Below are 26,645 nucleotides of genomic sequence, written 5' to 3' on the forward strand. Positions count from 1 at the left end.
GACGTGGGAGAGAAAATAACCGAAGGCGTGCCGCCCAAGCTGGAGACGCATTATAGGGCGATGGTATAGTAACGCAACCACGTAGTTTTACCTATCCACCAAAAAACCAGCGACAATGCGCTGGCTTTATAAAGAGGGCTACTTAGTTATTGGTTGCAACAAAGTATTTCGGATCTTCAATCACATTCACTTCAACCAAGCCCCTCGCCTTCTTTAATAGCTGGCGACAGTCAGGACTCAAATGCCGGAAGTGCAATTGTCGTCCACTGCTCATATAACGCTCAGCCAGTGTATCAATAGCTTCCAGCCCTGAATGGTCACATACCCTTGAGTCTGCAAAATCGATAATGACATCTTTATTGTCATCCTTTGGGCTGAATTGTTCCAGAAAGTTACTGGTTGCACCAAAGAATAACGGGCCATGCACCGTGTAAACGGTTGAATCCTTATCATCCTCTTTTCTTTCTACCCGAATGTGCTTGGCGTGTTTCCAGGCAAAAATCAGGGCAGACACAATCACGCCGACAATGACAGCAATGGCTAGATCAGTAAATACAGTAACAGCAGACACCAACACCAGCACAAAGGCATCGCCTTTGGGCACTCGTCGAATAATGCGAAAACTGGTCCACTCAAACGTGCCCAACACCACAATAAACATCACACCAATCAGTGCTGCAACGGGGATACTCTCTATTAATGAAGACGCGAACAGAATAAACGCTAATAAACACAATGCGGCAGTGATACCTGACAAGCGCCCACGACCACCAGAGTTCACATTAATCATACTCTGGCCGATCATGGCACAACCACCCATCCCACCAAAGAAGCCAGTAACAATATTGGCTGTACCCTGACCGACACATTCACGGTTACTGCTACCATGGGTTTCGGTCAGTTCATCAATCATTCGCAGTGTCAGTAAAGACTCAATCAACCCAATAGCGGCAAGAATCAGAGAGTAAGGTAAAATGATCCGCAATGTTTCAAGCGTAAAGGGCACACCGGGGATATGGAACGCTGGCAATGTACCTGCTATTTTTGCAACATCACCAACCGTATGGGTATCAAGATCCAGTGTAAATACAGCCACACTAACAATCACAATTGCAGCTAATGATGAGGGAATCGCCTTGGTTAGTTTTGGCAGGAAGTGAATAATCGCCATAGTAACGACCACCAGCCCCAACATCATGTACAAGGACTCTCCTTTCATCCAGGCAATATCAATCACACTGCCTTCCATAAAAGTTCCGGCTAACCAACCTTCTTCTCCACGAACACCAAACTGACCCAATTGCGCAAGAAAGATAACGATGGCAAGACCGTTAACAAAACCGAGCATCACCGGGTGTGGCACCATACGGATAAACTTACCCAGTTTAAAGATACCGGCCAACACCTGGAGTATCCCCATCAGCACCACGGTGGCAAATAAATATTGCACACCGTGCTCTGCCACCAGCGAGACCATAACAACAGCCAAGGCCCCTGTGGCACCGGAAATCATGCCGGGACGCCCACCGATGGCTGCCGTAATCAGCCCCACCATAAAGGCCGCATATAAACCCACCAAAGGCTCAACACCTGCCACAAAGGCAAAAGCCACCGCTTCGGGAACCAAAGCTAACGCCACTGTTAGTCCTGAGAGCATGTCGTTTTTAAAACTACCTACTCTACTTGCCTGTAAATTGAACAAGATTGTTCTCCAATAGACGCTCACAACCACAGGGGCAAGATAGCCACCTTGTGGGAATTCGTTACACGTTAGTCGTTAATAGAAACTGCCGAACCCTTTTAGCGCCTGCCGGTTACATCATGGGGTGTTGTTTGTATCATCTGCGCCCTGACTTGAGAACAAGGTAAGTAAAGCAACAGAACTTACAGGGTTAGAGGGCGCTGATACTAAAGAAGTGAACCATCAAAAACAATCAGGACTACCAACATGGCAAACCCTGACCTCCTTGTAAAGAGCCAGGGCTTTAAATATATAAGAGCGTGTAATTTCAGCGCGCTTAACAGGCACTGAAGAATGAAAGGATTATATGTCTTCCCAGTAATCACCACCGCATAGGGAACTGAGCCGCTTGGTTTCTTCGCGGTCTTCTAGCGCTCTTCGAATCTGAAGGGCTCTTTTAGAGCCCTTTTCATGCAGATCCTCCCTTTGAATACCGTCGTCAAGCAAAAAGTCTTTTTCCATCTGGTGGTCATAATCCCGTGACATGACAACGCCCTCATTCTTATTTGTATTTTTTATCGATACGATGCCTTTCGACGGCTTCCATACTACAAAAAAAACAGGATAAGTACAACCACCTACCCTGAATCGTACTTCTCAGTACCGTATTATCTTGCTGAGGTTCAGGAATTTGTCCGAGGATAACTTCCCAGGTTCCTCCCCGATCGGTAGAGCTGTGCAGTTTCACTTTAACAGCGGTTTGCCAAAACGGATTGTCGTTACCCCAGGAGCCTGTCGGACTTATGCTTTCGAGCATAAAATTCTGGCCGCACTTTCTGGATTGTGTATCGTTCGTTTTCTGAGCAAAGAAGCACCCGCTCTTATCGCTTTATCCATTGATGGGCAGCGGTGCTTATAATCAATTTTTTTACAATCCACCTTCAATACTCAAATAGTAGCCACTGCCAGGAAAGGAATTTTTTGTGTGAGCTATAGGGTCTACCCTGCTACACTACCGACATCTACTTTGTGGTGAGGAGCTAAGCTTGTGCCTAAGCCGTTTGCTGCGATTCTTATGGGTTCAGATTCTGATCTGCCTAAAATTCAGTTGGTTATTGATGTACTAAAAGCGCTTCATGTGCCGGTGGAAGCGAAAGTTCTTTCAGCCCTTTGTACCGCGGAGACAACACAGACCTATGTTAAAGAAGCTGACGCCCGTGGTGCTGCTGTATTTATCTGCTGCGCGAGTGAAGCTGCTCACTTAATAGGCGCCGTGGCATCTTTGACCGTTAAGCCAGTTATTGGTGTACCCAATGACTCAGGCTTTCTTGACGGGTCATTATCGGTAATACAAATGCCCTGCGGATACCCTTTGGCCATGGTCTCAGTGGGTAAAGACTGCGCTAAGAATGCAGCTTACCTTGCTGCCCAGATTATTGCCCTGAACGACAAAGAACTCTCCAATCGCCTGAAGATGGAACGCAAGGCAAATGCGGAAGCTACTATAGCCAGGGATGCGGCTCTGCAAAACCAGTTGAGCCTATGATTCTTGATATTGATGCATTGAATAAAGTCGCTGACACCCTTGCTGAAGGGGGTGTCATTGCCTACCCGACAGAAGCAGTCTGGGGGCTTGGTTGTGACCCATGGAATGAACAGGCAGTATCTCGTTTGCTGAATATCAAAGCCCGACCTGTGGAAAAGGGCATGATTCTGGTGGGGGTCTCAGAAGAGCAGTTTGAACCACTGCTGGCACCATTAACGACGGAGGAACGTGAAAAACTTTCTTCCAGCTGGCCAGGGCCCGTAACATGGATAGTGCCCGACCCCAAAGGCTGGGCGCCCAAATGGGTTCGGGGGCGGTTTGACTCTGCTGCCATCAGGGTAAGCGACCACCCTGTCATTCGTTATCTCTGTGCCTCCCTGGGAAAACCGATGGTATCCACTTCTGCAAACCTTGCAGGCAAAGCGCCACTTGTCAGTCAACAACGCGTAGAAGAGACGTTTCTCGGCAGTATTGATGGCATTGCAAAGGGTGAAACCGGGGCGAGAATTTCTCCTTCAGAGGTTCGTGACCTGAAAACCAACAAAGTATTTCGGGAAGGTTAACCCCGTCGCTGGCAAAGCCTCCCGGATACAGGCAAACTGTGGCAAATACCGATTAGCCGGAGTACGGGTAAAATTATGACAGATAGCGCCGTTAAAGCCGTAAAATCCTATCTGCTGTCCTTACAAGATTCGATTTGTAATATCCTTGAAAAAGAAGATGGCCGTGAGAAATTTCAGGAAGATAGCTGGGAGTACAAAAATGGTGCCGGGGGCGGCCGTGTCCGGGTGATTTCAGACGGTGCCGTTATCGAAAAAGGGGGCGTTAACTTTTCTCATGTAACGGGGTCTGCATTACCGGCCAGTGCTACCGCAAATCGTCCTGAACTTGAAGGTCGTAGTTTTGAGGCTATGGGTGTGTCGCTGGTGATTCATCCCGATAACCCGTTTGTACCAACCTCCCACGCGAATGTCCGCTTATTAGTAGCAAGCAAACCGGGTGCTGAGTCTGTATGGTGGTTTGGTGGTGGTTATGATTTGACACCTTATTATGGCAATGATGAGGACTGCGAATCATGGCACCAAACCGCAAAAGCGGCTTGTGAGCCTTTTGGTGATTCAGTCTATGCCCGTTATAAAAAGTGGTGTGATGATTACTTTTTTCTCAAGCACCGCAATGAGCCCCGGGGCATTGGTGGCCTGTTTTTTGACGATCTGAATGAATGGCCTTTTGAAAAGTGCTTCGACTTTATGCAAGCTGTGGGTAACAGCTATATTCAAGCCTATCAGCCTATCATTGCTAAAAGAAAAAACACGCCCTTTAACGAAAGCCACAAACACTTTCAGGAGTACCGCCGTGGACGCTATGTTGAATTCAACTTAGTATACGACCGTGGAACTTTATTTGGCCTCCAGTCTGGAGGGCGAACCGAATCCATCCTCATGTCATTACCCCCCCACGTGCGCTGGGATTACGACTGGCATCCTGAGCCTGGCTCTGAAGAAGAAAAACTGTACACCCACTATCTGACCAAAAAAGACTGGGCATAAAAGAGGTCCACGAAAGAGAAATGACGAGTCTGATCGATCACTATGCTGTGATAGGAAACCCCGTTAAGCACAGCAAATCACCAGCCATTCACACATTGTTTGCTGAAGCAACTCACCAACAGCTGGAGTACTCTGCTCAAGAAGCGGCTCTTGATGGCTTTGAAAAAGCACTATCCGCTTTTTTTCAAGACAGAGGTGGTAAAGGCTTGAGTATTACAGTGCCGTTTAAAGAAGAAGCCTGGGAGTTAGCCAACATAAAGACGGTGCGTGCCCAAAAAGCCGGTGCGGTGAATACTTTGTGGGTAGATGCCAAGGGGGAACTCAATGGTGATAACACTGACGGTGTTGGTCTTGTCCGGGATTTAACCGCCAATCATAGCGTCTCCCTGACAAGTGCCAACATTCTGGTACTCGGTGCTGGCGGTGCGGTAAAAGGTATTTTGGCGCCCCTTCTTCAGGAACAACCTTCGTCAATTACAATAGCGAATCGAACACTGACCAGGGCGCAGGCGTTAGCGGCATCGTTTAAACATGAGTCACTACTGAGCGTCAGTACATTTGAAGCCCTTAATCACCCCTTTGACATCATTATCAATGGTACGGCAGCGAGCCTTCAGGGACAGGCATTACCTTTGTCACCGTCAATCATCAATAGCGATACGGTTTGTTACGATATGATGTACGGCGCACAGACAACCGTATTTAACCAGTGGGCACAACAACACGGTGCTCAACAATGCATTGACGGCTTAGGGATGTTGGTGGAGCAGGCAGCAGAACAGTTTTTTATCTGGCGGGGCATCCGGCCCGATACAGCCTCTGTGCTAAACCATTTACGACAGCAGGTATAAATCATGGGTGCTACACAGATTGATTTAAGTCCATGCCTCAAGCCCGGCGATTTTCTGTTTCAGTATGCGAAAAACAACGACGCCGGTGAAACCATCAGCCAGATGTTTGAGGGCGTCAATGGGCATATCTTCAATCATGTAGCAACTTATATGGGCAATGAGCAAGTGATTGAGGCTGTACCGCCTCAAGTGCAAAGCGTCTCTTTGTCGCAGTTTATCGAAGCCTCTGTCGTTGATACCAATAATCAGCCTTGTATCACCATTGCAAGAATTACCCGGCAATACCAATCACTGATACCTGAAGCGCTGGCATTTATAAAAAACAAACTGTCAGCGCCTTATGATGAAAGCTTCTGTTCTGACAGCGGCTGGTATTGCAGTAAATTGATTATTTCCGCTTTTGAAAAAGCCAACAACGACGCCCCTGTGTTTGAACTTCAGCCCATGAGCTTTAAAAATCCACAAACAGGTGAGTTTTATCCCTTCTGGGAGGAGCATTACCAGCAGCTGGGCATGGCTATCCCTGAAGGGCTACAAGGCTCACACCCAGCAACAATGTCACTTTCTGAACACCTTGATATTGTTACTTTTTTGGGAGGGCTGCCTTATAAATCGCGACAAAAAGATTTTTTCACAGAGACGATACTGGCCTGAAACTGTAAGATTATCCCTTCGACATCCCGGAAATCTGACAATGCTTCAGTCGTTTAAAGCGCCATTGTGCAAAAACTTTATAAACGACACAAGATAATTGATAAAAGAGAGGCAGTGATACAACGTTTGCTAACAATCTCCACCGGCCTAATTCCCTCCATATTGTTATAAAAGCATCGACGCCAATATGCACTGCCCCTTGCCGATCTTTTACATGAAGCTGTTTCATTGCCTGAACAAGACTAAAGCTTTCCCCCTTGAGGTCACTACCGGGGTCAGTCAGATCTAACCAGTAAAAGACCCCCTTTGGAGCAATGCGCTGATAATATTCAATCTCTTTTAAGCACACCTTGCACTTACCATCATAGTAAACCGTAATCATCTCTCTGTTTTTCCTAATGAATGGTATTTCAACACATGATCAGTGTAGAACTTTTTGAAGTTACGATATCCACTTTGATGAAAGTAGATGAAAGTAAACGACGATAATTACGGGGAAAGTTGTTTCTTATGCAGCAGGGGTGTCAAATTTCATTCAGTTGAGCGTAGCTGCTTTAGTTGCATCATTGGCAACATATACAGCTGAGTTTTTCAGTTATGAAATATCGTTTGTAGCCATAGTGCTTAGTTTGACATTGTTGTTTTTTATATTTAGCGAAGCCAACTCTACAAATCAATTTGCTTAAATAGGTCAACTATTCGCACAAATTGATCGAAAATTCTGACTCGCCCTACTGAATTTTATGCTCAGAAGCATAAGCCCAACAGGCTCCTGGGAAAAACAAGGTGGTTACGTGATTTTTATGAAGATTTGTCACGGTTACGAGCCAGGCGCCAATGACTGAAAAGCCTCCATTGCTTTATTACGAGACACCTTTAAGTCGACAATGGGTTTTGGATAAGTACTACCCAGTACGATGTTCGCCTGACGTAAAACACTCTCCGGTGCCAACCACGGGTCAAATAAATATTTATCGGGCAAAGCAGACAGTTCCGGGACGTACTGACGAACATATTCCCCCTGTGGATCAAACCTGTGCCCCTGAGCCACAGGGTTAAAAATCCGAAAATAGGGCGCGGCATCGGCCCCACAACCTGCAACCCATTGCCAACTGGCACTGTTATTGGCAAGATCAGCATCGACCAGTGTATCCCAGAACCAGCGCTCACCATGATGCCAGTGTATCAGCAGATTTTTCACCAGAAACGAGGCCACGACCATTCTGAGGCGGTTATGCATAGACCCCGTCTGCCAAAGCTCGCGCATACCGGCATCCACCAGGGGAATACCGGTCATCCCTTTTTGCCATGCCATTAACAGGGTTTCATTGTTCTCCCATGGAAACGAGTCAAACTTGGACTGCAGGTTATCTTTGGGTAACGTCGGATTGAAATAAAGCTGAGCATAAGAGAATTCGCGCCAGCCCAACTCACTGCAGAAATGGTCAACATGTTCATTGTCAGCCAATGAGCGAACCGTATACCACACCTGATTCGGCGAGAGTTCACCAAAGTGTAAGTGGGGTGACAACCTGGAAGTATAAGCTCTGGCAGGCCGGTCTCGCCCGCCTTTATAATGCCCTAAGCCTTGTTCTATAAACGCCTGAAGACGTGCGTTAGCGCCACTGGTACCAATATGCCAGTGAGAGGCCAGTTGCTGATCCCAGGGTATATCGGGCAACAACCCCAGACTTTCGAGGGAAACAGCCTTCTGCTTATCATATAAGCACTGACTTTGTTCAGGTTCTGGTAATGGCTCTCTCGGTGGTGCAGCGTTCATACACCCTTTACGATAGAAAGGGGTGAAAACTTTATAGGGAGTACCATCATTTTTTCTTATGTCCCACGGCTCCCACAAAAGCGAGCCATTAAAACTCTCCACCGTAATACCCTGTGATGCTAACGATTGTTTAATAGCGGTATCACGATCAATACACCAGGGTTCATAGCAGCGGTTCCAATAAACGGCACTGACACCGTAGCGGGAGATTAAATCGGATAAAATAGCGAGTGGATCACCCGAATACAAAGAAAGATTTCCATCAAGGGAACGCCCCAATGACCGCAAAGAGTGGTGCAACCACCAACGACTGGCCGCTCCCATAGCATGATCACCGGCGTTCTGGTCATCCAGTATATAGACAGGCATCACCCCATCGTGCTCACAGGCTTTTGTTAATGCCGGATTATCAGAAAGACGGAGATCCTGACGAAACCAATGAATCGCAATAGTTTTTTTAGTCATGCAGGCATACTCTATGGAAACATTATTTGTTTAGAAGCAGTCTTAAAAGTCTGCCCGTAGCGAGGACTGCGAGAAATGGCGGATAAAAAGTCGCTTTTGTGAGGAGAATAGCGGGGCTATTTGACGAACAAAAGCGACTTTTTAGCCCCATTTATCGTAGCCGCAGTAGGAGCATGACTTTTAAGACTGCTTCTTAGGGTGCCACCTCCTGACCATCCCATGCAAAAAGCTTTCCGCTGTCATCGGCTGTTAACCCGGCACAAACAGCCAGTAGCTTTTGTGCCGCGTACTCTGGTGTAAACAACTTTCCTTGCGGTACATTTTTTTGAAAAGGGCGAGAAAGAAAGCTATCCACGGTGCCAGGGTGCAACCCAACGACAACGGCCTGCTGGTTTCGCCGCGCCATTTCAATGGCGGCTGTTTTTATCACCATATTCAGCGCCGCTTTTGAAACCCTGTAGCTATACCAGCCCCCTAGCTGATTGTCTGAAATGCTCCCAACCCTGGCTGACAAAGCAGCAAACAGTGAAGGCGCTTTTTTATTCAATTTGGGTAACGCATATTTGGCAATGATTGCCGGGAGCACCGTATTGACGGACAGTAAATGATGAAAGTTATCAGCGGATAAATCCCGCAGGCATTTTTCCGGCGCAGCGTGATCATCATGCAAAATGCCAGTAGCCACAATCACCTTGTCCAAAGGGAAATGCTCACAAGCCAGGTTGATTGCGGCCTCAATAGCTTGCTCACTGCCATAATCAATAGTATGGGCTTGAACGCTGGAGGAAGAAAAAGATTGGGGTTGACGGGAAAAGGCATACAACGTTGCCTCCGGGTACAATTGGATCGCCTGATGGGTTAAAGCCTGACCAATAGCGCCTGAGCTACCAAAAACAGCGATAGAGCTAACCATAACTATCCACAACCATCAGCTACGTTTGAAGGGGTGGTGTTAAGATTAGCAAAAACAACGAACAAATTCCCCTGCTCACCGACAAAAGAGCAGGGGAAACCCATCAGGATCTCGGGCAAGAGGCAAAGTGCTCATTACCAACGGCTTGAAGCCACGGTTTATCTTTCGCACAGCTCTCAGCAGCAATGGGACAACGTGTTCTGAATACACACCCTGAAGGTGGCTTGATGGGAGAAGGCAAATCCCCCTCCAGTAGTTGGATATTCTTGCTTTTTTCCAGTTCAGGATCAGGAATGGGCACAGCAGAGAGCAGCGCCTTGGTATAAGGATGACGAGGTGATTCGTACATATCACCCGATGTCGCCATTTCCATTTCGTTGCCAAGGTACATGACTAAAATTCTATCGCTGATATGTTTGACGACACTGAGATCATGGGCAATAAAAATAAGCGACAGCCCCATCTCTTTTTGCAGCTCTTTGAGCAGATTAACCACCTGTGCCTGAATGGATACATCCAACGCACTGACGGGTTCATCACAGATCACCAGTTTTGGTTTCAGGATCAGCGCCCTGGCTATACCAATACGCTGGCACTGACCTCCAGAGAACTCATGGGGGTAACGGTTAATGACATTAGGAAGCAGCCCGACACGCGCCATCATTGCCCGCACCTGCATGATCACTTCATTCTTTGAAAGCTCGGGACGATAGTTGCGCAACGGTTCAGCAATGATATCCCCCACAGTCATACGGGGATTCAAAGATGCCAGCGGGTCCTGAAAAATCATCTGAATATCCTGGCGGATACGCCTTAACGCTTCGCCTGATACGCCGACGATATTGTCATTCTGCCACAGAATATCTCCGGCTTTCGTCGGTGCCAACCCGATAATGGCGCGCGCCAGAGTGGACTTGCCACACCCGGACTCACCCACAACACCCAGGGTTTCTCCCTCGTACAAATCAAAGCTGACGCCATCCACCGCTTTCAGCGTTGGCACAGGCTCCCAGGGCCAGTCACGTGCTTTGGGAATGGGAAAGTGAACTTTCAGGTTTTTTACACTGAGGATGGGTTGTTTGTTCATGCGGCACCTTCCCTGATAATCGTGTTTTCGGAGAGAGGATGTGTGGAAAGGTCATCCAGAAAACAGGCTTTTTTGCGCCCATCACCAAAGGTGGTTAATGACGGTGCCTGCTCACGGCACTGGCTGTGCACATAGTTGCATCGCTCCTGAAAAGGGCAGCCTTTGGGCAGATTCAGCAGGTTGGGCGGGTTGCCTGGAATGGTTGGCAGAATTTCGCCTTCAGTGTCCAGCCTTGGTATGGCTTTCAGCAGCCCTTCAGAATACGGGTGTCGTGGATCATAAAATACGTCGTTTGTCGTTCCATATTCCATGGTACGACCAGCATACATGACCAGCACTTTATCGCATATGCCGGCAACAACCCCAAGATCATGGGTGATCATAATAATCGCTGTGTTGAATTCTTTTTTCAGTTCGTTCAACAAATCCATGATCTGTGCCTGAACGGTTACGTCCAGGGCAGTGGTTGGCTCGTCGGCTATAAGCAGCTTGGGGTTACACAGAAGCGCCATGGCAATCATGACCCGCTGACGCATCCCCCCGGAAAATTCATGGGGATACATACCCATGCGTTTTCGGGCTTCAGGCATTTTCACCGCATCGAGCATTTTCACCGCTTCTTCAAAGGCATCTTTTTTACCCAACCCTTTATGGAGCTGTAACACCTCAATCAGCTGCGGTCCTACCTTCATATAAGGGTTCAGGGACGTCATCGGGTCCTGAAAAATCATAGCGATTTTTTTGGCACGAATGCGGTTCAGCTCCGTCTCAGACAGGCCAAGAATATCCTGTCCCTCAAAGCGGGCAGTACCGGCAATATTGCCGTTTTTGGCTAAAAGCCCCATCAGGGCGAAGGCCGTCTGGCTTTTACCAGAGCCGGACTCACCCACCAGTCCAAGGGTTTCACCGGCAGCCAGGGAGAAGTTCAGGTTGTTCACCGCCGTGACGTTGCCATCGGGTGTGGTGAACGTGACCTGCAGATCTTGTACATCGAGTAAACTCATAACTTAACGATCCTTGGGGTCCAGGGCGTCGCGCAACCCATCACCGATAAAATTAAAACAAAACAGGGTAACGACCAAAAATGCCGTAGGGAAAGCCAGCTGCCATATGGCCACTTCCATGGACATGGCACCCTCGTTAACCAAAGCACCCCAGCTAGTCATGGGTTCCTGCACCCCCAGGCCAAGGAAACTCAGAAAAGATTCAAATAAAATCATTCCAGGAACAAGTAATGACGCATAAACGACCACAATTCCCAAAAGATTAGGAATTAAATGGCGTAAGATAATCTGGCGAGAGTTGGTGCCACAAATAACAGCGGCTTCAATAAACTCCTTGTTCTTCAGGCTCAGGGTCTGACCACGCACAATCCGGGCCATATCCAGCCAGGATACAGCACCAATGGCAACAAAAATCAGCAAAATGGAGCGGCCAAAGAAGGTGATCATCAAAATTACCAAAAACATAAAGGGGAATGACTGAAGAATTTCCAGTGCCCGCATCATGACGTTATCAACACGACCACCAAAAAAGCCTGCCATGGCACCATAGAACGTACCAATCAACACCGCAATGAGAGCGCCCATGGCACCGACCATGAGGGAGATACGCCCCCCCTCAAGGGTTCGGACAAAAAGGTCGCGACCCAGATGGTCCGTACCAAAAAAGTGCCCGGTTTCCAAAGAAGGTGGCGCAGCCATATTCATCCAGTCAATTTGGTCGAAGGTATACTGACTAATGAAGGGACCAAAAATAAGCAACAGTGAGATCAAAAAAAGAATAACGATACTAACGACGGCTGCCTTATTACTAAGAAAGCGACGATAAGCGTCAGCCCACAAGCTTCTGCCGGCGATATCCAACTCGCTGGAGAAATTCTCAATTGCTTTTGTTTTGTCTGAACCTACCATCGATGGATTAATGGCGGAGTTCTGCTTCATGATGGCTGTCATGCGCCCCCCAGTCGAATCTTCGGATCAATCATGCCATACAAAATGTCAACGATGGCGGTAAACAAGATGGTGAGAGCACCAATAATGATAGTCAGGCCAAGCACCAGTGAATAATCACGGTTCAGGGCACCGTTGATAAAGTGCTGACCGATACCGGGTAAACCAAAAACGGTTTCAATCACCACCGAGCCGGTAATAATGCCAACAAACGCCGGGCCAAGATAAGAAACCACAGGTAGCATGGACGGTTTCAGGGCGTGCCTCAGGATAATCTGATGCCTGGGTAGCCCTTTAGCTTTGGCTGTTCGGATAAAATGACTGTTCATGGTTTCAATCATGCTTGAGCGCATAATGCGTGCAATGGCTGCCATATAAAGGATGGCCATGGCTGTGACGGGCAGCACCATATTTTGCCAGTTGCCATTATCCCAACCGCCTGCTGGCAACCATTGAAGGGAAACAGAGAACAAAAGAACCAAAAGCGGCGCAATAACAAAAGAAGGCAGAACAACACCCACCATGGAAAAGGTCATAATGGTGTAATCAAGCCAGGAATTTTGCTTTAATGCCGCAATGGTACCAAGTGCCACACCGCTGATTACGGTGACAATAAAAGCAACCATGCCGATGGTTAATGAGACGGGAAAGCTCTGCCCCACCAGCTCGTTAACCGTATAATCCTTATACTTGAATGAAGGCCCAAGATCGCCGTGGAGCAGATCCCACAGGTAGTAGCCGTACTGTTTCCAAAGGGGTTCATCCAGATGATACTTGGCTTCCAGATTGGCTAGTATCTCCGGTGGCAAATTAAAGTCACCGGTGAAGGGACTGCCAGGAGCCATCTGCATCAGGAAGAAAGATAAGGTGACCAGTATCAGCAAGGTAGGAATTGCAATAGCCAGCCGCTTTGTCGCAAACTTTAACATTATGGCTTCTCTCCGTCGCTGCCTGCTTATTCTCAACGAACAAATAAAAGGTTATGGCTGGCAGCGGTTATTTTCTCGCTGGTACAGGGCTGTATGCCCGGCACCTGCCTTAGAAACTGTTCAACAGCTTTTATGGGCTGAAACCGCGGATAAAAGCCGCTTGTTTTCAACGTTTCACAAAAGATCATCAACAGCTTCTTAGAGAATATAAAATAAAGGACCTTCCAAAAAAGAGCGTGAAAAAGCATTCTAAAAAGAAAGAAACAGCTATTTTATTGATCAGGTAGCTTGAGACTGCCTGATCAATAAACACTCCGCTATCTAGGAGCCTGTCGGACTTAAGACAATGTCGGCCTAAAATCCAGAAAGTGCGAGAAAGTGCGGCCAGAATTTTCGATCAACTTGCTTAAATAGGTCAACTATTCGCACAAATTGATCGAAAGCATAAGTCCAACAGGCTCCTAGAGTTTCTTAATATACAGTTCGCGCGTATAGATATTATCTTCAACGTTATTCATGGGGTAGCCACCTACTTCCGGTTTGACTAAACGGCTAGTGACATACTGATAAATAGGCGCTAATGGCATATCCTTTGCGAGGATTTCTTCAGCCTGCTTATACAGCTCGGCACGCTCTTCATCACTGGTAACCGTCCGGGATTTTGCCATAATGGCATCGAATTCCTTGCTGCTGTATTTCCCATCATTTTGTCCATGGGTGGAGGTTTTCAAGTCCAGCATGGATGAGGCTTCGTTGTAATCACCAATCCAGCCGCCTCTGGCCACCTCAAAATCCCCTTCATCTTTGCTGTCGAGGTAGGTTTTCCATTCCTTGTTTTCAAGGGTCACCTGAACACCGAGGGGCTTCCACATTTGAGAAATGGCAATGGCGATCTTCTTGTGCGAGTCAAGAGTGTTATACAGCAGGGTAACTTTCAGTGGGTTCGACTGGCTATAACCCGCTTCTTCGAGCAGTTTTTTAGCTTTAGCATTTAACTCACTCTGGCTGAGGTGACTATAGGGCAGGTCGGGGGGAGTAAACCCGCTGACAGAGCTGGGGGTCATGGTAAAGGCAGGCAGTTGCCCCTGTCCGAGCACGTATTGCGTGATGGCATTGCGGTCTATGGCATAAGACAATGCTTTACGAACCCGGGCATCATCAAAAGGGGGCTTTTGGGTATTAAACTCGTAATAGTAGGTGCCAAGGTAGGGGGTTGTTTTGATTTCTTCAGGGATACTTTCTTTCAGCGATTTGTAGTGCTCTAAGGGAATTGTAGAGGTCATATCCACTTCCCCTGCCTTATAACGGTTAAGCTCGGCAGTTTGTGATGTGATAGGAAGATACGTAACTTGATTAATAACCGTTTCTTTATCGTTCCAGTAGTTGGGGTTTCTCTCTAAAACAATGCGTTCATTAACCGTCCACTCCTTCAGGGTATAAGCGCCATTAGAGACCATATTCCCCGGCTTGGTCCAGTCATCGCCGTACTTTTCAATGGTTTTCTGATGCACTGGAAACATCGTGGTATGGGCCAGCATTTTGATAAAGTAAGGAACAGGTTTCTCCAGCTTCACCTGGAAGGTTTTGTCATCGACGGCTCTTACACCCAGGGTATCCACCGGCTTTTCGCCTCTGATAATGGCGCTGGCATTGATAATGGTAGGAATTTCCATATACCAGGCGTAGCGGGAAGCGGTTTCCGGGTCAACAGCACGCTGGAAAGCATACACAAAATCATGGGCAGTGACAGGGTCACCATTGGACCACTTGGCCGTATCACGGATTTTAAAGGTAAACAGTTTGTTGTCGTCAGAAACCGTCCAGCTCTCAGCTTGCCCTGGAATAACATTACCGTTGCTGTCTTGTGTGATCAGCCCTTCAAACAGGTCTACGAGCACGTTACTGCCGGGCACACCTTCAACTTTTTGTGGGTCCAGGGAAGCGGGTTCTGTACCATTGCCCCGCACCAGGGTCTGCTCTTTTGCCAGTGTTGTCCCCGGCGGTACGGTGGCCGCCACGCTGTTAACTGAGAAAGTAGCGGCTGCCAGTGCTGAGACTGTCAACATAGCTAGTAACTTTTTCATTTTGTCCCCCGGTCATTCACCGTTGATACGGGTAAAAGCGCCCGAAAAAATTTAATTATCAATGCTTAGAGGCTGTCGTATTTTTATCGCGATAACTTGATGAAATCAGGTCTTTCACTAAATTACGCAGACCCTCAAGGAGCAGCCATCATCCCTTGGCAAGTATTACTGTAATGGGTAAATTCATAATCCTATTTCACCCCTCACTTCTTAAGAGCTGGAAAATATACCCAAAAGAGAGAGAAGACCGCAAGAAAAGATGACAGAATTATTGACCTAGCGCATAAATCAGCTTTAAAACTTACTTGTGAGTTAAGGCATATCACTGCTGTCTGGTTAAGCGTTTTAATGATTTTGTGGTGCTGACCCGTTTTACATCACTCTCAGTTTATTCAGAAGCAGTCTTAAAACTCTGCCCTTAGCGAGGACTGCGAGAAATGGAGGATAAAAAGTCGCTTTTGTGAGGAGAATAGCGGGACTATTTGACGAACAAAAGCGACTTTTTAGACCCATTTATCATAGCCGCAGTAGGAGCATGACGTTTAAGACCGCTTCTCAGTTAATAGGGATGAAGAATCGCGGATCCGGCTCTTCAACCTGAATTCAGGATCAACGCTGAAAAGACAGGTTTTAGCGACTTGAGAACGTCTGTGTATATCCGGTAATTTATTCATAGTTCCCTGCTTGAGCCTGGAAAGGTATGATGAAAACCCCCTTTTCTTCTACAAACACGCTCGCCCATGATTAACTGGAATACAATCGATACCGTGTTGCTGGACATGGATGGTACGTTGCTTGACCTCCATTTTGATACGTATTTCTGGACAAAACTTGTTCCAGCTAAATATGCCGAACAGCTCGGTATACCCGTTGATGAAGCAAAAGCGATCTATACGCCCCTGTTAGCCAAAACAGCCGGAAGCCTGCAATGGTACTGCCTTGACTTCTGGAGCGAAGCCCTGTCACTGGATCTGGTGTCACTGAAACGGGAGGCCCAGGATCTGATCCGCTTTCGCCCCCATGCCGAAGTTTTTCTCAAAGCCCTAAAAAACACCAGTAAAACCGTCATTATGATCACCAACGCTCACAGGGATACCCTGTCATTCAAGCTGGAACGACTGCCTATGGCACATTATTTTACCCAGCTTATCAGCTCTCATGATTACGGCTACCCCAAAGAGCACCCTCAATTCTGGCAAATACTGGAAAGCCGTATTAACCTTGACAAGCAAAGGGCATTATTCATTGATGACACTGACTCTATCCTTGATGCGGCAAAGACTTATGGCATCGCCCAGATCCTGACAATAGAAACGCCTGACAGCCATAAACCACCAGTCAATACCGGTGGCTACAAGGCTGTAAAAGACTTTCGGGACTTATTAGCGAATGAAGGCACTCTCTGAGAAAATACGACTCGACAAATGGCTATGGGCAGCACGCTTTTACAAAACCCGAAGCCTCGCCAAGGAAGCTATTGACGGAGGTAAAGTGCACATCAATGGTGCCCGGTGCAAACCCGGTAAAGAACCAAAGGTAGGCGATACCATTCGTTTACGGGCAGGCTGGGATGAAAAAACAGTCGTGGTGCAGGCACTGAGCGATAAGCGTCAAAAGGCCGAGGTCGCCCAACAACTGTACGCTGAAACCGAGGAAAGTATCGCGTCGCGTGAAAAGACAGCGCTGGAAAGAAAGTCTATGAACCTGGCCACCGCGCGCCCTGATCGAAAACCCAACAAAAAAGAACGCCGAAAACTCAGGGATCTAAAGAATGACTAGTGCTGTTAAGCGCTAATACCCATACAGTCGTCATTCCCGCGAAGGCGGGAATCTACCAGAAAATGGACTCCCGCCTTCGCAGGAGTGACCAAAGTGGTGGTTGTATGTCTATTAACGCTTGTTTGCACCAGGAGATGCTTTCACGTTTAGGCGAGATTCGGGTTCTTATACCAATAACGTCGTTAGAATAGACCATTGGTTTTCTCTCAGCAAAGCCTAAAACGCATAACGCACCTTGCCGGAGAAGCTATGGGATAAAAAGTGCTTACTCCAGTTCATATTGTAGTTAGCACTTAACATCCAACTATCGAGCACATCTATTTCCATACCCAGACCTGTCTTAAGTCTGAACTTGTCCCGTGAGGGGCCTGTTACAGAGAAGTCATCACCGCCTGCCAGATAGCTTGCCTGTATCTCTGTACCATTGTTTTTTACATCATAGTAACCGACTACATCAACAGTTGGCCTGAAGCGGTAGCCATGTTCTGGTGCGCGCCCGATGCTAAAGCCTAAACCAAACTCGAGTACATCATAATCCTTAATATTGATTTTTCTCTCAAAGCCGCTGTTACCCTTCTCCTCATAGACATCAAACTCCATACGCCCGTAGTGCAATTCTGCCTGAGGAATAACATCCCAGTTTCCCGCACCAAATGCATGTCCGGCGATAAGCCGTGCGCCATATGTCGTGCTTTTATAACTCGCTGATACCGGATTACCCAAAATGAACTTGCCAGTATCGGTCTTTCCCTTGCCTGCACTGAAAATACTATCAACATACCAACCATTTAAGTACCAGTGACCGTAAAGTGTCGCCATAAAATTATGCATATCGGCCGAGGCATCGTTCTCTGCTTTTACTGAATTTTTTGTCCAGCTACCTGCGCCGCCAACCCGAAATGTATGGGTAAGATCAAAATCAGCGCCGACAACAAAGCCTGTCATATTGCCGTCAAAACTACTGCGGCCATCGACTTCCTTGTGACGACTGCTACCGGCAACAAGCTGCCCCCAGCCAGAGCCCTCCATAAAACTGAAAGCTGTGCCACGACCAACGTGGCTATAATCAGCACTCGAGTAGTCATAACCATCACCAAAAGAGCCTCCCATCGTCACCCCTAGGCGATTATCGGCAATAATATTATGTATGGCTCGCAAGCCAACAAAACTGGCAGGCTTAATGTCCGAAATTTTGTTGGCAACATCCTTGAGACCTTTGACTGTCAGCGCCTGAAGAATCAAGCGTTGCTTTTCCAGGTCAATTTCCCCGTCAAGGGCTATGGCCGCATCCACCGCTTCTGATACCAAGGTTTCCTGCTCTAGTGACAATGGTTCATTAGCTATCAGCTCATCACTTTTTCTTGGGATAATCCGGGCTACCAGCTCACCTGAGGCGGTAATCTCAGGCGCTATATCATAAAGCAGATAACCGTCATTAACATAGCCAGGCTCAGAGTCCCTTAACAACGTTACGTTATCGTCGCCTTCAACAATGGTTGAAGCGGAGACCAGGGTGACTTTTTCATTTTTCATCATGTCGGCAAATGCTGCAGCAGACCCTGGCACAACCCACATATCACTGCCACCGGAGGGCATTGATAATGATTGCCCGACCTCAACTAAAGCACTGTTTGGGTTATAACCGGAGCGCACTTCAAAATTAGCCAGCGCGGGTGCCACCCAGTCGCCCGCAACCCTTATTTTGCCTGACGTGTTCATATCAAGACGATTAACACCTGATAATGACTGGGCATTAATTTCTCCCTGATTGATGGTTATTTGCTCAATGCCAGAGATTGCCTGGGTCGTTAATATACCGCTTTGCAAAGACAGTTGCGTTGCAGAAGAAGCCCCGCCAGTCAAATTACCTGACAAGGTTAGACGACTATCTCCAGACAAGTTCAGATTCTCAATACCAGATAGCGAACTGGCGGTAATATTCGATGCATCCATATCCAGGCGATTTACGCCCGATAAAGATTGAGCATTAATTATGCCCTGATTGATGGTTATTTGCTCAATGCCAGCTATTGCCTGAGTTGTTAATACACTGTCTTGCAAGGCCAACTGCGTATCCGAGGCCGACCCACCAGTCACCCCCCCCGGCAAGGTGAGAGCGCTCCCTCCGGTCAGGCTTAGATATTCAATATCAGATAAAGAATTTACGGTGAGATTCGATGCATTCATATCAAGGCGATTAACATCCGACAATGACTGAGTATTCAGTTCTCCCTGATTAATGGCTATTTGCTCAATGCCAGATACTGCCTGCGCCGTTAATTTACCGTCTTGTAAAGTCAACTCCGATGCCGAGGATGCCCCGCCTGTCAAACTACCCGACAAGGTAAGATCACTCCCTCCACTCAAGCTTAGATACTCAGTATCAGATAACGAATTTGCATCAATGGCACCGCTACTTTCTAAAAATACGTTACCAAAACCCGATATGTCATTAACATTAATATTACTGCTTGAAAACACCCCGAAAGCAGAGCCAGATAAACCACTACCTGACAAATCCTCGGTTAAGACAACCGTTGACCCATTATCCACAACCATCTGATGAATGTTGGCAAGACGCCTTCCGCCGACACCTCCATCATTCAACGTCACCTGGTTAAAGTCCTGAATCTCGTCACCCACCAAATCACTTCCTGATGCGACGACCATGGCACTGCTGTTAACAGAGTAGCCAACGACATCATCTGTCAGCACCACCTTCGATGTATTGGCTAAGGTAAGACTGTCCACATCAGAGAGATCAGCCGCATCAATCCGCCCATTATCCAAAGTAACTTGTCTGAATCCCGTTATATCCTGACTGTTCAACGTACTACCGGGTGATACCAAGAGATGGCTGCTGCTGGCAGAGTCTCCCGCCAGGCTTCCTGATAGAACGAGATTTGACGTGTTAGCCAATGTAACAGTCTCAGCCCCCGTTACAGCACTCGTGGACAAACTACTACTGTCTATTAATAGCTCTTTAAAGCCTGAAACACCTGTAGTCGCAAGTTCGCCATCTGAAAGTATCTTCAAAGATGAACCACTCGCTCCCGAGCCAGAGACAGCGCCTGTCAGAATAACCTTCCCCGTATCAGCCACTGTAAGGGTTTTAGCGCCAGAGACTGACCCAGCAGTTATTTGACTATCGTTTACTGTTATATCCTGGAACCCGGTAATAGCATCAGCCTTTATTACGCCACCGGACAACACGGTCATGGCGCCTGAGTTACCTGACAGATTCCCTTGCTCAGCATCCACAACCCCATTATTGATAACACGAATAGAGGTAATACCTGACAGGCTATCTGAAAGCAGGGTTGCCCCTTCTACATGAATGTTCTCAATCCCAGACACTTGCGGCGCATTCACATTACCGCCCGTGATAAGTAGCTGATCATCGCCCAAAGTACTGCCGATAATTGACCCTTTGGTGACAGAACTCGCTTTTTCCTGAAAGAACTTTAGCGATGAGTCCGCGCCACTAAAGTCGATAGCCCGATGCCCATCAGCGGCTTCCAAACGCCCATCGCTAACCCCAATCCAGCCATGGACGGTTCCATCCACCCTGATGACCGTACCATCAAACGCTGTCGCCTGTCCGTTGATCTGGATTGCCTGAATATCGGGCGACTCTGCTTTACCGAGCACCCCAAAGTCCGCCACGTAAACAACAGCATTGCCAACACCATCGGCTTCTGCCAACCCACCCACATAAATATAATCTGTCTCAGAATAAGCCCTTAGGGAAATCAGATCCCCATGCAATGATTTGGCGACACCACTGCTATTTATTGAGTAACCACCTTCCAATATGGCTTTATCCCCACTAAGACCCGAAGCTGAATAGGCATGGTTATTTTGACTATCCTTGAGCGATGCTGTATGGGTACCTGAAATAACAATCCCGCCCCTAATTTCGCCATTGAAATTAGAAATTTCTCCGTTGTACGACGAATTAATACGAATGGCCGATTCTAAAGCTGTTTTTTCACCTTTTATCAGGCCATCATCATAAACAATAATTTGCCCCTGAGCAGTGCCGTCAATTTTGATGCCACTGCCTGTATCAGAAAAAACAGTACCACTAACGCCTACGAGTGTGTTAGAAGAATCTCCGTTACTAGCAATAAAGGGTTCATCTACGGCTGGATATAATGGATTATAGAGGGCAGGTAATCTCAGGTCACCGCCTAATGCTCCGCCAGATCCCACATAAAGCGCACTTTTACCATTGGCACGATTTCTCAGTAAGCCCCCTGAATTAACCATTAACCGGTCTAAAAAGCCACCCTCACCTATTGTAATCGTATGGTCGTCTGCTGCATTGACATAGCCATTAATGACAATCCCTCCGACAATATCGCCACCAACACTACCATCGGTGCTTGCAGAAACAATAGCAGGGCTAGGGGTGGTATTCTCTCCTAAAATATTACCATCCACTTGGATGCCACTTTGAATAACGCCTTCATTAACAATTTGCCCTGTCACAGTTCCCTGTTGACTAATCCATATTGATTCTTCCAATTCGGAATAAAGTATCGGCGCTTCAATTTTCAGACCTTGAATCGTATCCACCAGCTCAATATTACTTTCAGGATCGCTTGTATCCATTCTTCGGGTAAAAATAAAAATATCATCACTGTAACCACTCCCAATGGTAATAGTCTTGGCATAGGAATCATCCACTGTAATTTCTTCAGCAGCCAAATAACCATTAAAAGAAAAAACACTAAATGATAGTGAATATCCCATTAACCTGAATATTCTTTTCATCGATCCACTACCTTGCCAGATAAATTAAAACCACCCTCCCACAACATAACCAGAAAGGAATTATAGAATTCACACGCATCGTTCAAGCAATCGACCCAGGCACGCATCAAATTAAATAAGATAAAAAAATTAAATAAAAAAAATAAAACAGCCATACAAATGACAAAAAATATGATTAAAATAGCGGGACACAACAAAACAAAATAAAGGTAAAATTTATTTAATAAGATTATTTCACCGGGTAAATCCTCGCTTTTTCTTTCCACTTGCTAATTGACTTATTAACCCCTAACCTTTTATAAATGCGATAGAATAAAGAAAATACTGGATACTGGTTATGACATATAGACTTTTAAGGATGGCTGTCCTTGCCATAACCACGGTGGGTTTGCCGCCCATTTCTACAGCAGCCACAGACCTCAATACACTTGAGTCACAACGTCGTTTATTTCTGCAGGTAGAAAGCAAACTTAAAAAGAAAGACAGCCGACTGTATGAATCAAACTATCAAAAACTAAAGAGCTACCCACTGTACCCTTATTTAACGGCTCTGGTACTTTCTAACCAGCTCAGCACATTATCCCAGCGAGATATTGATAAGTTTGTGACCTCCTGGCCCGCACTGCCCTCCAGCGAACGTCTTCAACGACAATGGCTTGATTATCTCGCAGCTAAAGAGCGCTGGGCTGATTATTTAACAGCTTTTGAGCGCAGTGATATCTACAGTGCCAAATATCAGTGCCTCAACGGTGTCGCCCTTTATAAACACAAAAAACAGTCAGCAGCCTGGCAACAGGCATCCCATCTGTGGATGGTAGGTCACTCTCAGAATAAAGCCTGCGATCCACTGTTCGCGGCCTGGAAAAAAGCCGGAAAACTTACCCAGACCAAACTCTTTGACCGCTTCTGGCTCGCCGCAGAAAAAGGCAATATAAACCTTGCCCGTTACATCGACAAATCCATTACCCACCAGCGCTTAAAAAGGCATACCAAGTTGTTCTGGAAAATCAGAAACGATCCCAAACAACTGTCTCAAACGGGCCAACTCAACAACGCATTAAAACGTCATCGTTTTATCTACCGATATGGTCTTAAACGATTAGGACGTCGTGATATAGAAAAAGCCAGCCGATTATGGCTGGATAATCGCGATAAATACCCCTTTACCCTCGCTGAAATCTCGGATATAGATCAATGGCTGGCAATACGATTAGCCAAAAACTTCAATAAAAATGCCAGCCACTACATCGCCAGAATTGACCCGTTATTGAGCTACCCTGAAGTGACTGAGTGGCGTATCCGTTTAGCCCTGACAGACCAGAACTGGGAGGATGTTCTGCAATATATCACCCTGCTTCCCCCTGAGTTCGCAGAAAAAAGCCGTTGGCAGTATTGGCAAGCCGTGGCTTCAACAGCCATTGCGCCAATATCCAATAAAAAACAGGTCTTGCATTCACCCGCCTTTTCTGATGTTCGCCAGGAGCGGGGCTTTTATGGTTTTCTGGTCTCGGATATGAGCGATACACCTTTTCAGTTAAACCATCAAACCATTGCCAGAAAATCACGGGAGCTGCAAAAGCTGATGTCGGAATTTGAGTCAGTCTCTCGTATTCAGGAGTGGGTGCACCACAAGCGATACTACCATGCTCGCCTGGAAATCAACCGACTCAAACCCTCCCTTAACCCCGAGCAGCGAAGGCTGATTGCCTACCTCGCCCAACGGTGGGACTGGCACCATCAGGCCATTATGACGGCAGCCAGGGAGGCGCTGTGGGATGACCTTGAGCTACGCTTCCCCTCGCCCTTATCAGACATGTTCACCCAATATGCCAGAAACCACGATATAGACCCCTCTTGGGCAATGGCCATAGCCCGGCAGGAAAGTGCTTTTAATGCTTCAGCTCAGTCTCACGCCGGCGCAAAAGGGCTTATGCAACTTATGCCTGCCACCGCCAAACAGACCGCCCGACAAAACCGCATTCGCTACCAAAGGGAAAGCGACCTGTTCAAACCCGGCGTTAACATTGCCCTTGGCACCGCGCACCTGTCACAGCTGATTGATCAGTTTGACGGCAACAAGGTGTTCGCGACGGCAGCCTATAACGCGGGAGCATCCCGTGTAAACCGCTGGCTCAAGGCGCGAGGGCATCTGCCTCTGGACATCTGGATTGAGACAATCCCCTTTGATGAGACCCGCCAATACGTAAAAAATGTTCTGGCATTTCGGGTGATTTATAACAGCATGGAAAATAAACCTACCCGGATGCTCTCAGCACCAGAAGCCTCACAGATCTCCATAAGCTCGCTGTCTCCAAGGCTTCTGCCGTTCTCCCATCCCCTGCTGACTCAAAGGGAAGAGTAAGAAGCTGTTGATGATCTTTTGCGAACAGCGAAACCCATGAAAAAAGCGGCCTGTCTTTCGATGTTCCAAGAGTTCAGGAGCCTGTCGCACTTATGCTTTCGAGCATAAAATTCAGTCTGACGAGTCAAAATTTTCGATCAAATTTGTGCGAATAGTTGACCTATTTAAGCCAATTGATCGGAAATTCTGGCCGCGCTTTCTCGCGCTTTCTCGCACTTTCTCGCACTTTCTCGCACTTTCTCGCACTTCCTGGATTTTAGGCCGAAATTGTCTTAAGTCCGACAGGCTCCCAGGCACTATGTAACCAGGAAAAGTCCAAAACAGACTGCTTTTATCGCCAATTGCAGCACATAAAAGATTATGAACAGCTTCTAAGGACAATATGTTTGTTATACTGTAGGCGAAAATTAATACAACCTTTGCCCTGAACTGGAAGCAGCAAGGGTTTATGTTGCCTTAGAAGCAGTCTTAAAAGTCTGCCCGTAGCGAGGACTGCGAGAAATGGCGGATAAAAAGTCGCTTTTGTGAGGAAATAGCGGGACTATTTGACGAACAAAAGCGACTTTTTAGACCCATTTATCGTAGCCGCAGCAGGAGCATGACTTTTAAGACCGCTTCTTAACTCCCTTTTGCTGAATCTGGAGGAATTCGCGCCATGGTTCGTCACTACCAAACTCATGCCGTAAAGGTCGGCCATATCACCATTGGCGGCAACGCTCCAGTGGTGGTGCAATCTATGACAGATACTGACACGGCAGATGTCAACAAAACTGTCGACCAGATCAAACTTCTGGCTGATGCCGGCTCCGAGCTGGTTCGCGTTACCGTCAATACAGAAGAAGCGGCAGCAGCCATACCCGCTATCTACGAGAAACTGGCCCAGACCAACTACAATGTACCCATCGTCGGCGACTTTCATTACAACGGTCACACCTTGCTGACCAAACACGCCGGTTGCGCCGAACTACTGCATAAATACCGCATCAACCCCGGCAATGTTGGCTTTGGGGATAAAAAAGATGAGCGCTTCAATATGATGATTGATGCAGCCATCCGCTATGACAAGCCTGTGCGTATCGGGGTTAACTGGGGCAGCCTTGATAAAGAGCTATCTACCCGGCTGATGGATGAAAATGCCAAATCTGCCCAGCCAAAACGCGCACAGGAAATTCTTCATGAAGCCTTGGTTCTGTCAGCACTCACCAGCGCGGATGCTGCTGTAAAACATGGCCTTGGGGCAGATAAAATTGTCATATCCTGCAAAGTCTCCCGTGTACAGGATTTGGTCTGCGTATATAAAATGTTGGCCGAACGCAGCCAGTACGCGCTGCACCTGGGGCTGACGGAAGCGGGTATGGGCAGTAAGGGGATTGTTGCCTCCAGTGTCGCCATGGGTGTGCTGTTACAACAAGGTATTGGTAACACCATTCGTACCTCATTAACACCGGAGCCTGGTGCTTCCCGTGACAAAGAAGTTATTGTCTCTCAGCAAATTCTTCAGGCGCTGGAAGTCAGAAGCTTTGCCCCTGAAGTCACAGCCTGCCCGGGCTGTGGCCGAACCACCAGCAACTTCTTCCGCATTTTGACTGACCAGGTGGACAACTTTCTGCGTCGCAGAATGGTCAGTTGGCGCACAGAATATGCCGGGGTTGAAAATATGAAGGTTGCCGTTATGGGCTGCGTGGTGAACGGCCCCGGCGAGAGCAAGCATGCCAATATCGGGATCAGTCTGCCGGGCACAGGTGAAGCGCCTTCGGCACCCGTATTTGTAGACGGTGAAAAAGTGACTGTCTTAAAGGGTGAAAATATTTCTGAGCAGTATATCCAAATGATTGAAGACTATGTCCAGAAAACCTATTCACCAAGGGATCAGCTAATCGCCATCCGTTGAGTTTGCTGCATAAAAGTCCCAGATTCGCAGTTAAGGTCTACGGAGGCTGCCGCAAAAATAGCGAGCAAAACTGAAACAAGGCAAAAAAGGGGAAAAAAGGGGAAAAAGCGCAGTTGCCAAGGAGTAAAATAGAGGCTTTCGGCTTTGGTAAAAACTCTCACGTGAACCAAAGCGTGAACCAAAGAACCAAAGAACCAAAGGACACCCACTCCAGCTAACTCACAAGTAGTAAGCCAGCAATGTCCCTTGCTAGGAGCCTGACCGAGAATAGCGCCCGTAGCGAGGATTACGAGAAATTGAGGATAAAAATTTCTGCTTCTGAGGATAATAGTGGGGCTATTT

22 protein-coding genes are annotated in these 26,645 nt (G+C 47.3%); 9 read left to right on the forward strand and 13 right to left on the reverse strand.

From position 1 onward, the window contains the following. Positions 1–142 precede the first annotated feature (142 nt). The 3 genes from V4C51_RS10870 to V4C51_RS10880 all read right to left on the reverse strand — a co-directional run bounded on the left by V4C51_RS10870 (position 143) and on the right by V4C51_RS10880 (position 2,498). Positions 143–1,702 carry a SulP family inorganic anion transporter gene (locus V4C51_RS10870; RefSeq protein ID WP_330926184.1) on the reverse strand — a complete coding sequence of 520 codons (1,560 nt, stop codon included), beginning with the start codon at positions 1,700–1,702 and terminating at the stop codon, positions 143–145. Between the two features lie 342 nt (positions 1,703–2,044). Then, the gene (locus V4C51_RS10875; RefSeq protein ID WP_330926185.1) at positions 2,045–2,227 is read right to left on the reverse strand and encodes a hypothetical protein; all 183 of its coding nucleotides are present in this window, start codon (positions 2,225–2,227) and stop codon (positions 2,045–2,047) included. Positions 2,228–2,243: 16 nt separating this feature from the next. Beyond that, positions 2,244–2,498 (reverse strand): hypothetical protein, encoded by a 255-nt coding sequence (locus tag V4C51_RS10880; protein WP_330926186.1) that lies wholly within the window; start codon positions 2,496–2,498, stop codon positions 2,244–2,246. Positions 2,499–2,729: 231 nt separating this feature from the next. Here V4C51_RS10880 and V4C51_RS10885 point away from each other — a divergent pair, with 231 nt between their 5' ends. From V4C51_RS10885 to V4C51_RS10905, 5 genes are all read left to right on the forward strand, one after another. Continuing rightward, the gene (locus V4C51_RS10885) at positions 2,730–3,227 is read left to right on the forward strand and encodes a 5-(carboxyamino)imidazole ribonucleotide mutase (protein ID WP_330926187.1); all 498 of its coding nucleotides are present in this window, start codon (positions 2,730–2,732) and stop codon (positions 3,225–3,227) included. After that, on the forward strand, positions 3,224–3,790 hold the full coding sequence (gene tsaC, locus V4C51_RS10890) for an L-threonylcarbamoyladenylate synthase type 1 TsaC (RefSeq protein WP_330926188.1): 567 nt from the start codon (positions 3,224–3,226) through the stop codon (positions 3,788–3,790). The genes V4C51_RS10885 and tsaC overlap by 4 nt, the downstream gene beginning before the upstream one ends. A gap of 75 nt (positions 3,791–3,865) precedes the next feature. Then, positions 3,866–4,777 carry an oxygen-dependent coproporphyrinogen oxidase gene (hemF, locus tag V4C51_RS10895; protein ID WP_330926189.1) on the forward strand — a complete coding sequence of 304 codons (912 nt, stop codon included), beginning with the start codon at positions 3,866–3,868 and terminating at the stop codon, positions 4,775–4,777. 20 nt (positions 4,778–4,797) lie between these two features. After that, on the forward strand, positions 4,798–5,628 hold the full coding sequence (gene aroE, locus V4C51_RS10900) for a shikimate dehydrogenase (RefSeq protein ID WP_330926190.1): 831 nt from the start codon (positions 4,798–4,800) through the stop codon (positions 5,626–5,628). Positions 5,629–5,631: 3 nt separating this feature from the next. Further along, positions 5,632–6,282, forward strand: coding sequence for a YiiX/YebB-like N1pC/P60 family cysteine hydrolase (locus V4C51_RS10905; RefSeq protein ID WP_330926191.1), 651 nt, complete (start codon positions 5,632–5,634; stop codon positions 6,280–6,282). 10 nt (positions 6,283–6,292) lie between these two features. On the opposite strand, the gene V4C51_RS10910 is transcribed toward V4C51_RS10905, so the two are convergent. The 8 genes from V4C51_RS10910 to V4C51_RS10945 form a co-directional block, all read right to left on the reverse strand. Next, positions 6,293–6,664: a thiol-disulfide oxidoreductase DCC family protein gene (locus tag V4C51_RS10910; protein ID WP_330926192.1), complete on the reverse strand. Its 372-nt coding sequence runs from the start codon at positions 6,662–6,664 to the stop codon at positions 6,293–6,295. Positions 6,665–7,102: 438 nt separating this feature from the next. Next, positions 7,103–8,527, reverse strand: coding sequence for a cryptochrome/photolyase family protein (locus tag V4C51_RS10915; protein WP_330926193.1), 1,425 nt, complete (start codon positions 8,525–8,527; stop codon positions 7,103–7,105). A gap of 193 nt (positions 8,528–8,720) precedes the next feature. Then, positions 8,721–9,440, reverse strand: a complete 720-nt coding sequence (locus V4C51_RS10920) for an SDR family oxidoreductase (RefSeq protein ID WP_330926194.1) — start codon at positions 9,438–9,440, stop codon at positions 8,721–8,723. Between the two features lie 103 nt (positions 9,441–9,543). Continuing rightward, positions 9,544–10,527 (reverse strand): murein tripeptide/oligopeptide ABC transporter ATP binding protein OppF, encoded by a 984-nt coding sequence (gene oppF / locus V4C51_RS10925; RefSeq protein WP_330926195.1) that lies wholly within the window; start codon positions 10,525–10,527, stop codon positions 9,544–9,546. Further along, entirely contained in the window at positions 10,524–11,531 is a 1,008-nt protein-coding gene (gene oppD, locus V4C51_RS10930) for an ABC transporter ATP-binding protein (RefSeq protein ID WP_330926196.1), read from the reverse strand. Before oppD ends, oppF begins: the two co-directional genes overlap by 4 nt. 3 nt (positions 11,532–11,534) lie before the next feature. Next, positions 11,535–12,470 (reverse strand): oligopeptide ABC transporter permease OppC, encoded by a 936-nt coding sequence (oppC, locus tag V4C51_RS10935; protein ID WP_420797657.1) that lies wholly within the window; start codon positions 12,468–12,470, stop codon positions 11,535–11,537. A gap of 8 nt (positions 12,471–12,478) precedes the next feature. Further along, a complete protein-coding gene (gene oppB / locus V4C51_RS10940; RefSeq protein ID WP_330926197.1) occupies positions 12,479–13,408 on the reverse strand; it encodes an oligopeptide ABC transporter permease OppB in 930 nt (309 codons plus the stop codon). Positions 13,409–13,869: 461 nt separating this feature from the next. After that, a complete protein-coding gene (locus tag V4C51_RS10945) occupies positions 13,870–15,492 on the reverse strand; it encodes a peptide ABC transporter substrate-binding protein (RefSeq protein ID WP_330926198.1) in 1,623 nt (540 codons plus the stop codon). Between the two features lie 740 nt (positions 15,493–16,232). Between V4C51_RS10945 and yrfG the strand changes: the two genes are divergently transcribed. After that, positions 16,233–16,898 (forward strand): GMP/IMP nucleotidase, encoded by a 666-nt coding sequence (gene yrfG, locus V4C51_RS10950; protein WP_330926199.1) that lies wholly within the window; start codon positions 16,233–16,235, stop codon positions 16,896–16,898. Further along, complete coding sequence (locus tag V4C51_RS10955; protein ID WP_330926200.1) at positions 16,882–17,271, forward strand: RNA-binding S4 domain-containing protein; 390 nt, start codon at positions 16,882–16,884, stop codon at positions 17,269–17,271. The genes yrfG and V4C51_RS10955 overlap by 17 nt, the downstream gene beginning before the upstream one ends. Before the next feature lie 216 nt (positions 17,272–17,487). Here the strand turns inward: V4C51_RS10955 and V4C51_RS10960 are convergent, their stop codons facing one another. Beyond that, complete coding sequence (locus V4C51_RS10960) at positions 17,488–22,050, reverse strand: autotransporter outer membrane beta-barrel domain-containing protein (protein WP_330926201.1); 4,563 nt, start codon at positions 22,048–22,050, stop codon at positions 17,488–17,490. A 337-nt stretch (positions 22,051–22,387) separates the two neighbouring features. Between V4C51_RS10960 and V4C51_RS10965 the strand changes: the two genes are divergently transcribed. Then, positions 22,388–24,412, forward strand: a complete 2,025-nt coding sequence (locus tag V4C51_RS10965) for a transglycosylase SLT domain-containing protein (RefSeq protein WP_330926202.1) — start codon at positions 22,388–22,390, stop codon at positions 24,410–24,412. Positions 24,413–25,067: 655 nt separating this feature from the next. Continuing rightward, complete coding sequence (gene ispG, locus V4C51_RS10970) at positions 25,068–26,303, forward strand: flavodoxin-dependent (E)-4-hydroxy-3-methylbut-2-enyl-diphosphate synthase (protein ID WP_330926203.1); 1,236 nt, start codon at positions 25,068–25,070, stop codon at positions 26,301–26,303. On the opposite strand, the gene V4C51_RS10975 is transcribed toward ispG, so the two are convergent. Next, positions 26,282–26,645 (reverse strand): hypothetical protein (locus V4C51_RS10975; RefSeq protein ID WP_330926204.1); only part of this gene is annotated, 364 nt, incomplete at its 5' end. The two genes, ispG and V4C51_RS10975, sit on opposite strands and share 22 nt — an antisense overlap.

The organism is Candidatus Sororendozoicomonas aggregata (assembly GCF_031528575.1).
GTDB classification, from domain to species: Bacteria; Pseudomonadota; Gammaproteobacteria; order Pseudomonadales; family Endozoicomonadaceae; genus Endonucleibacter; species Endonucleibacter aggregata.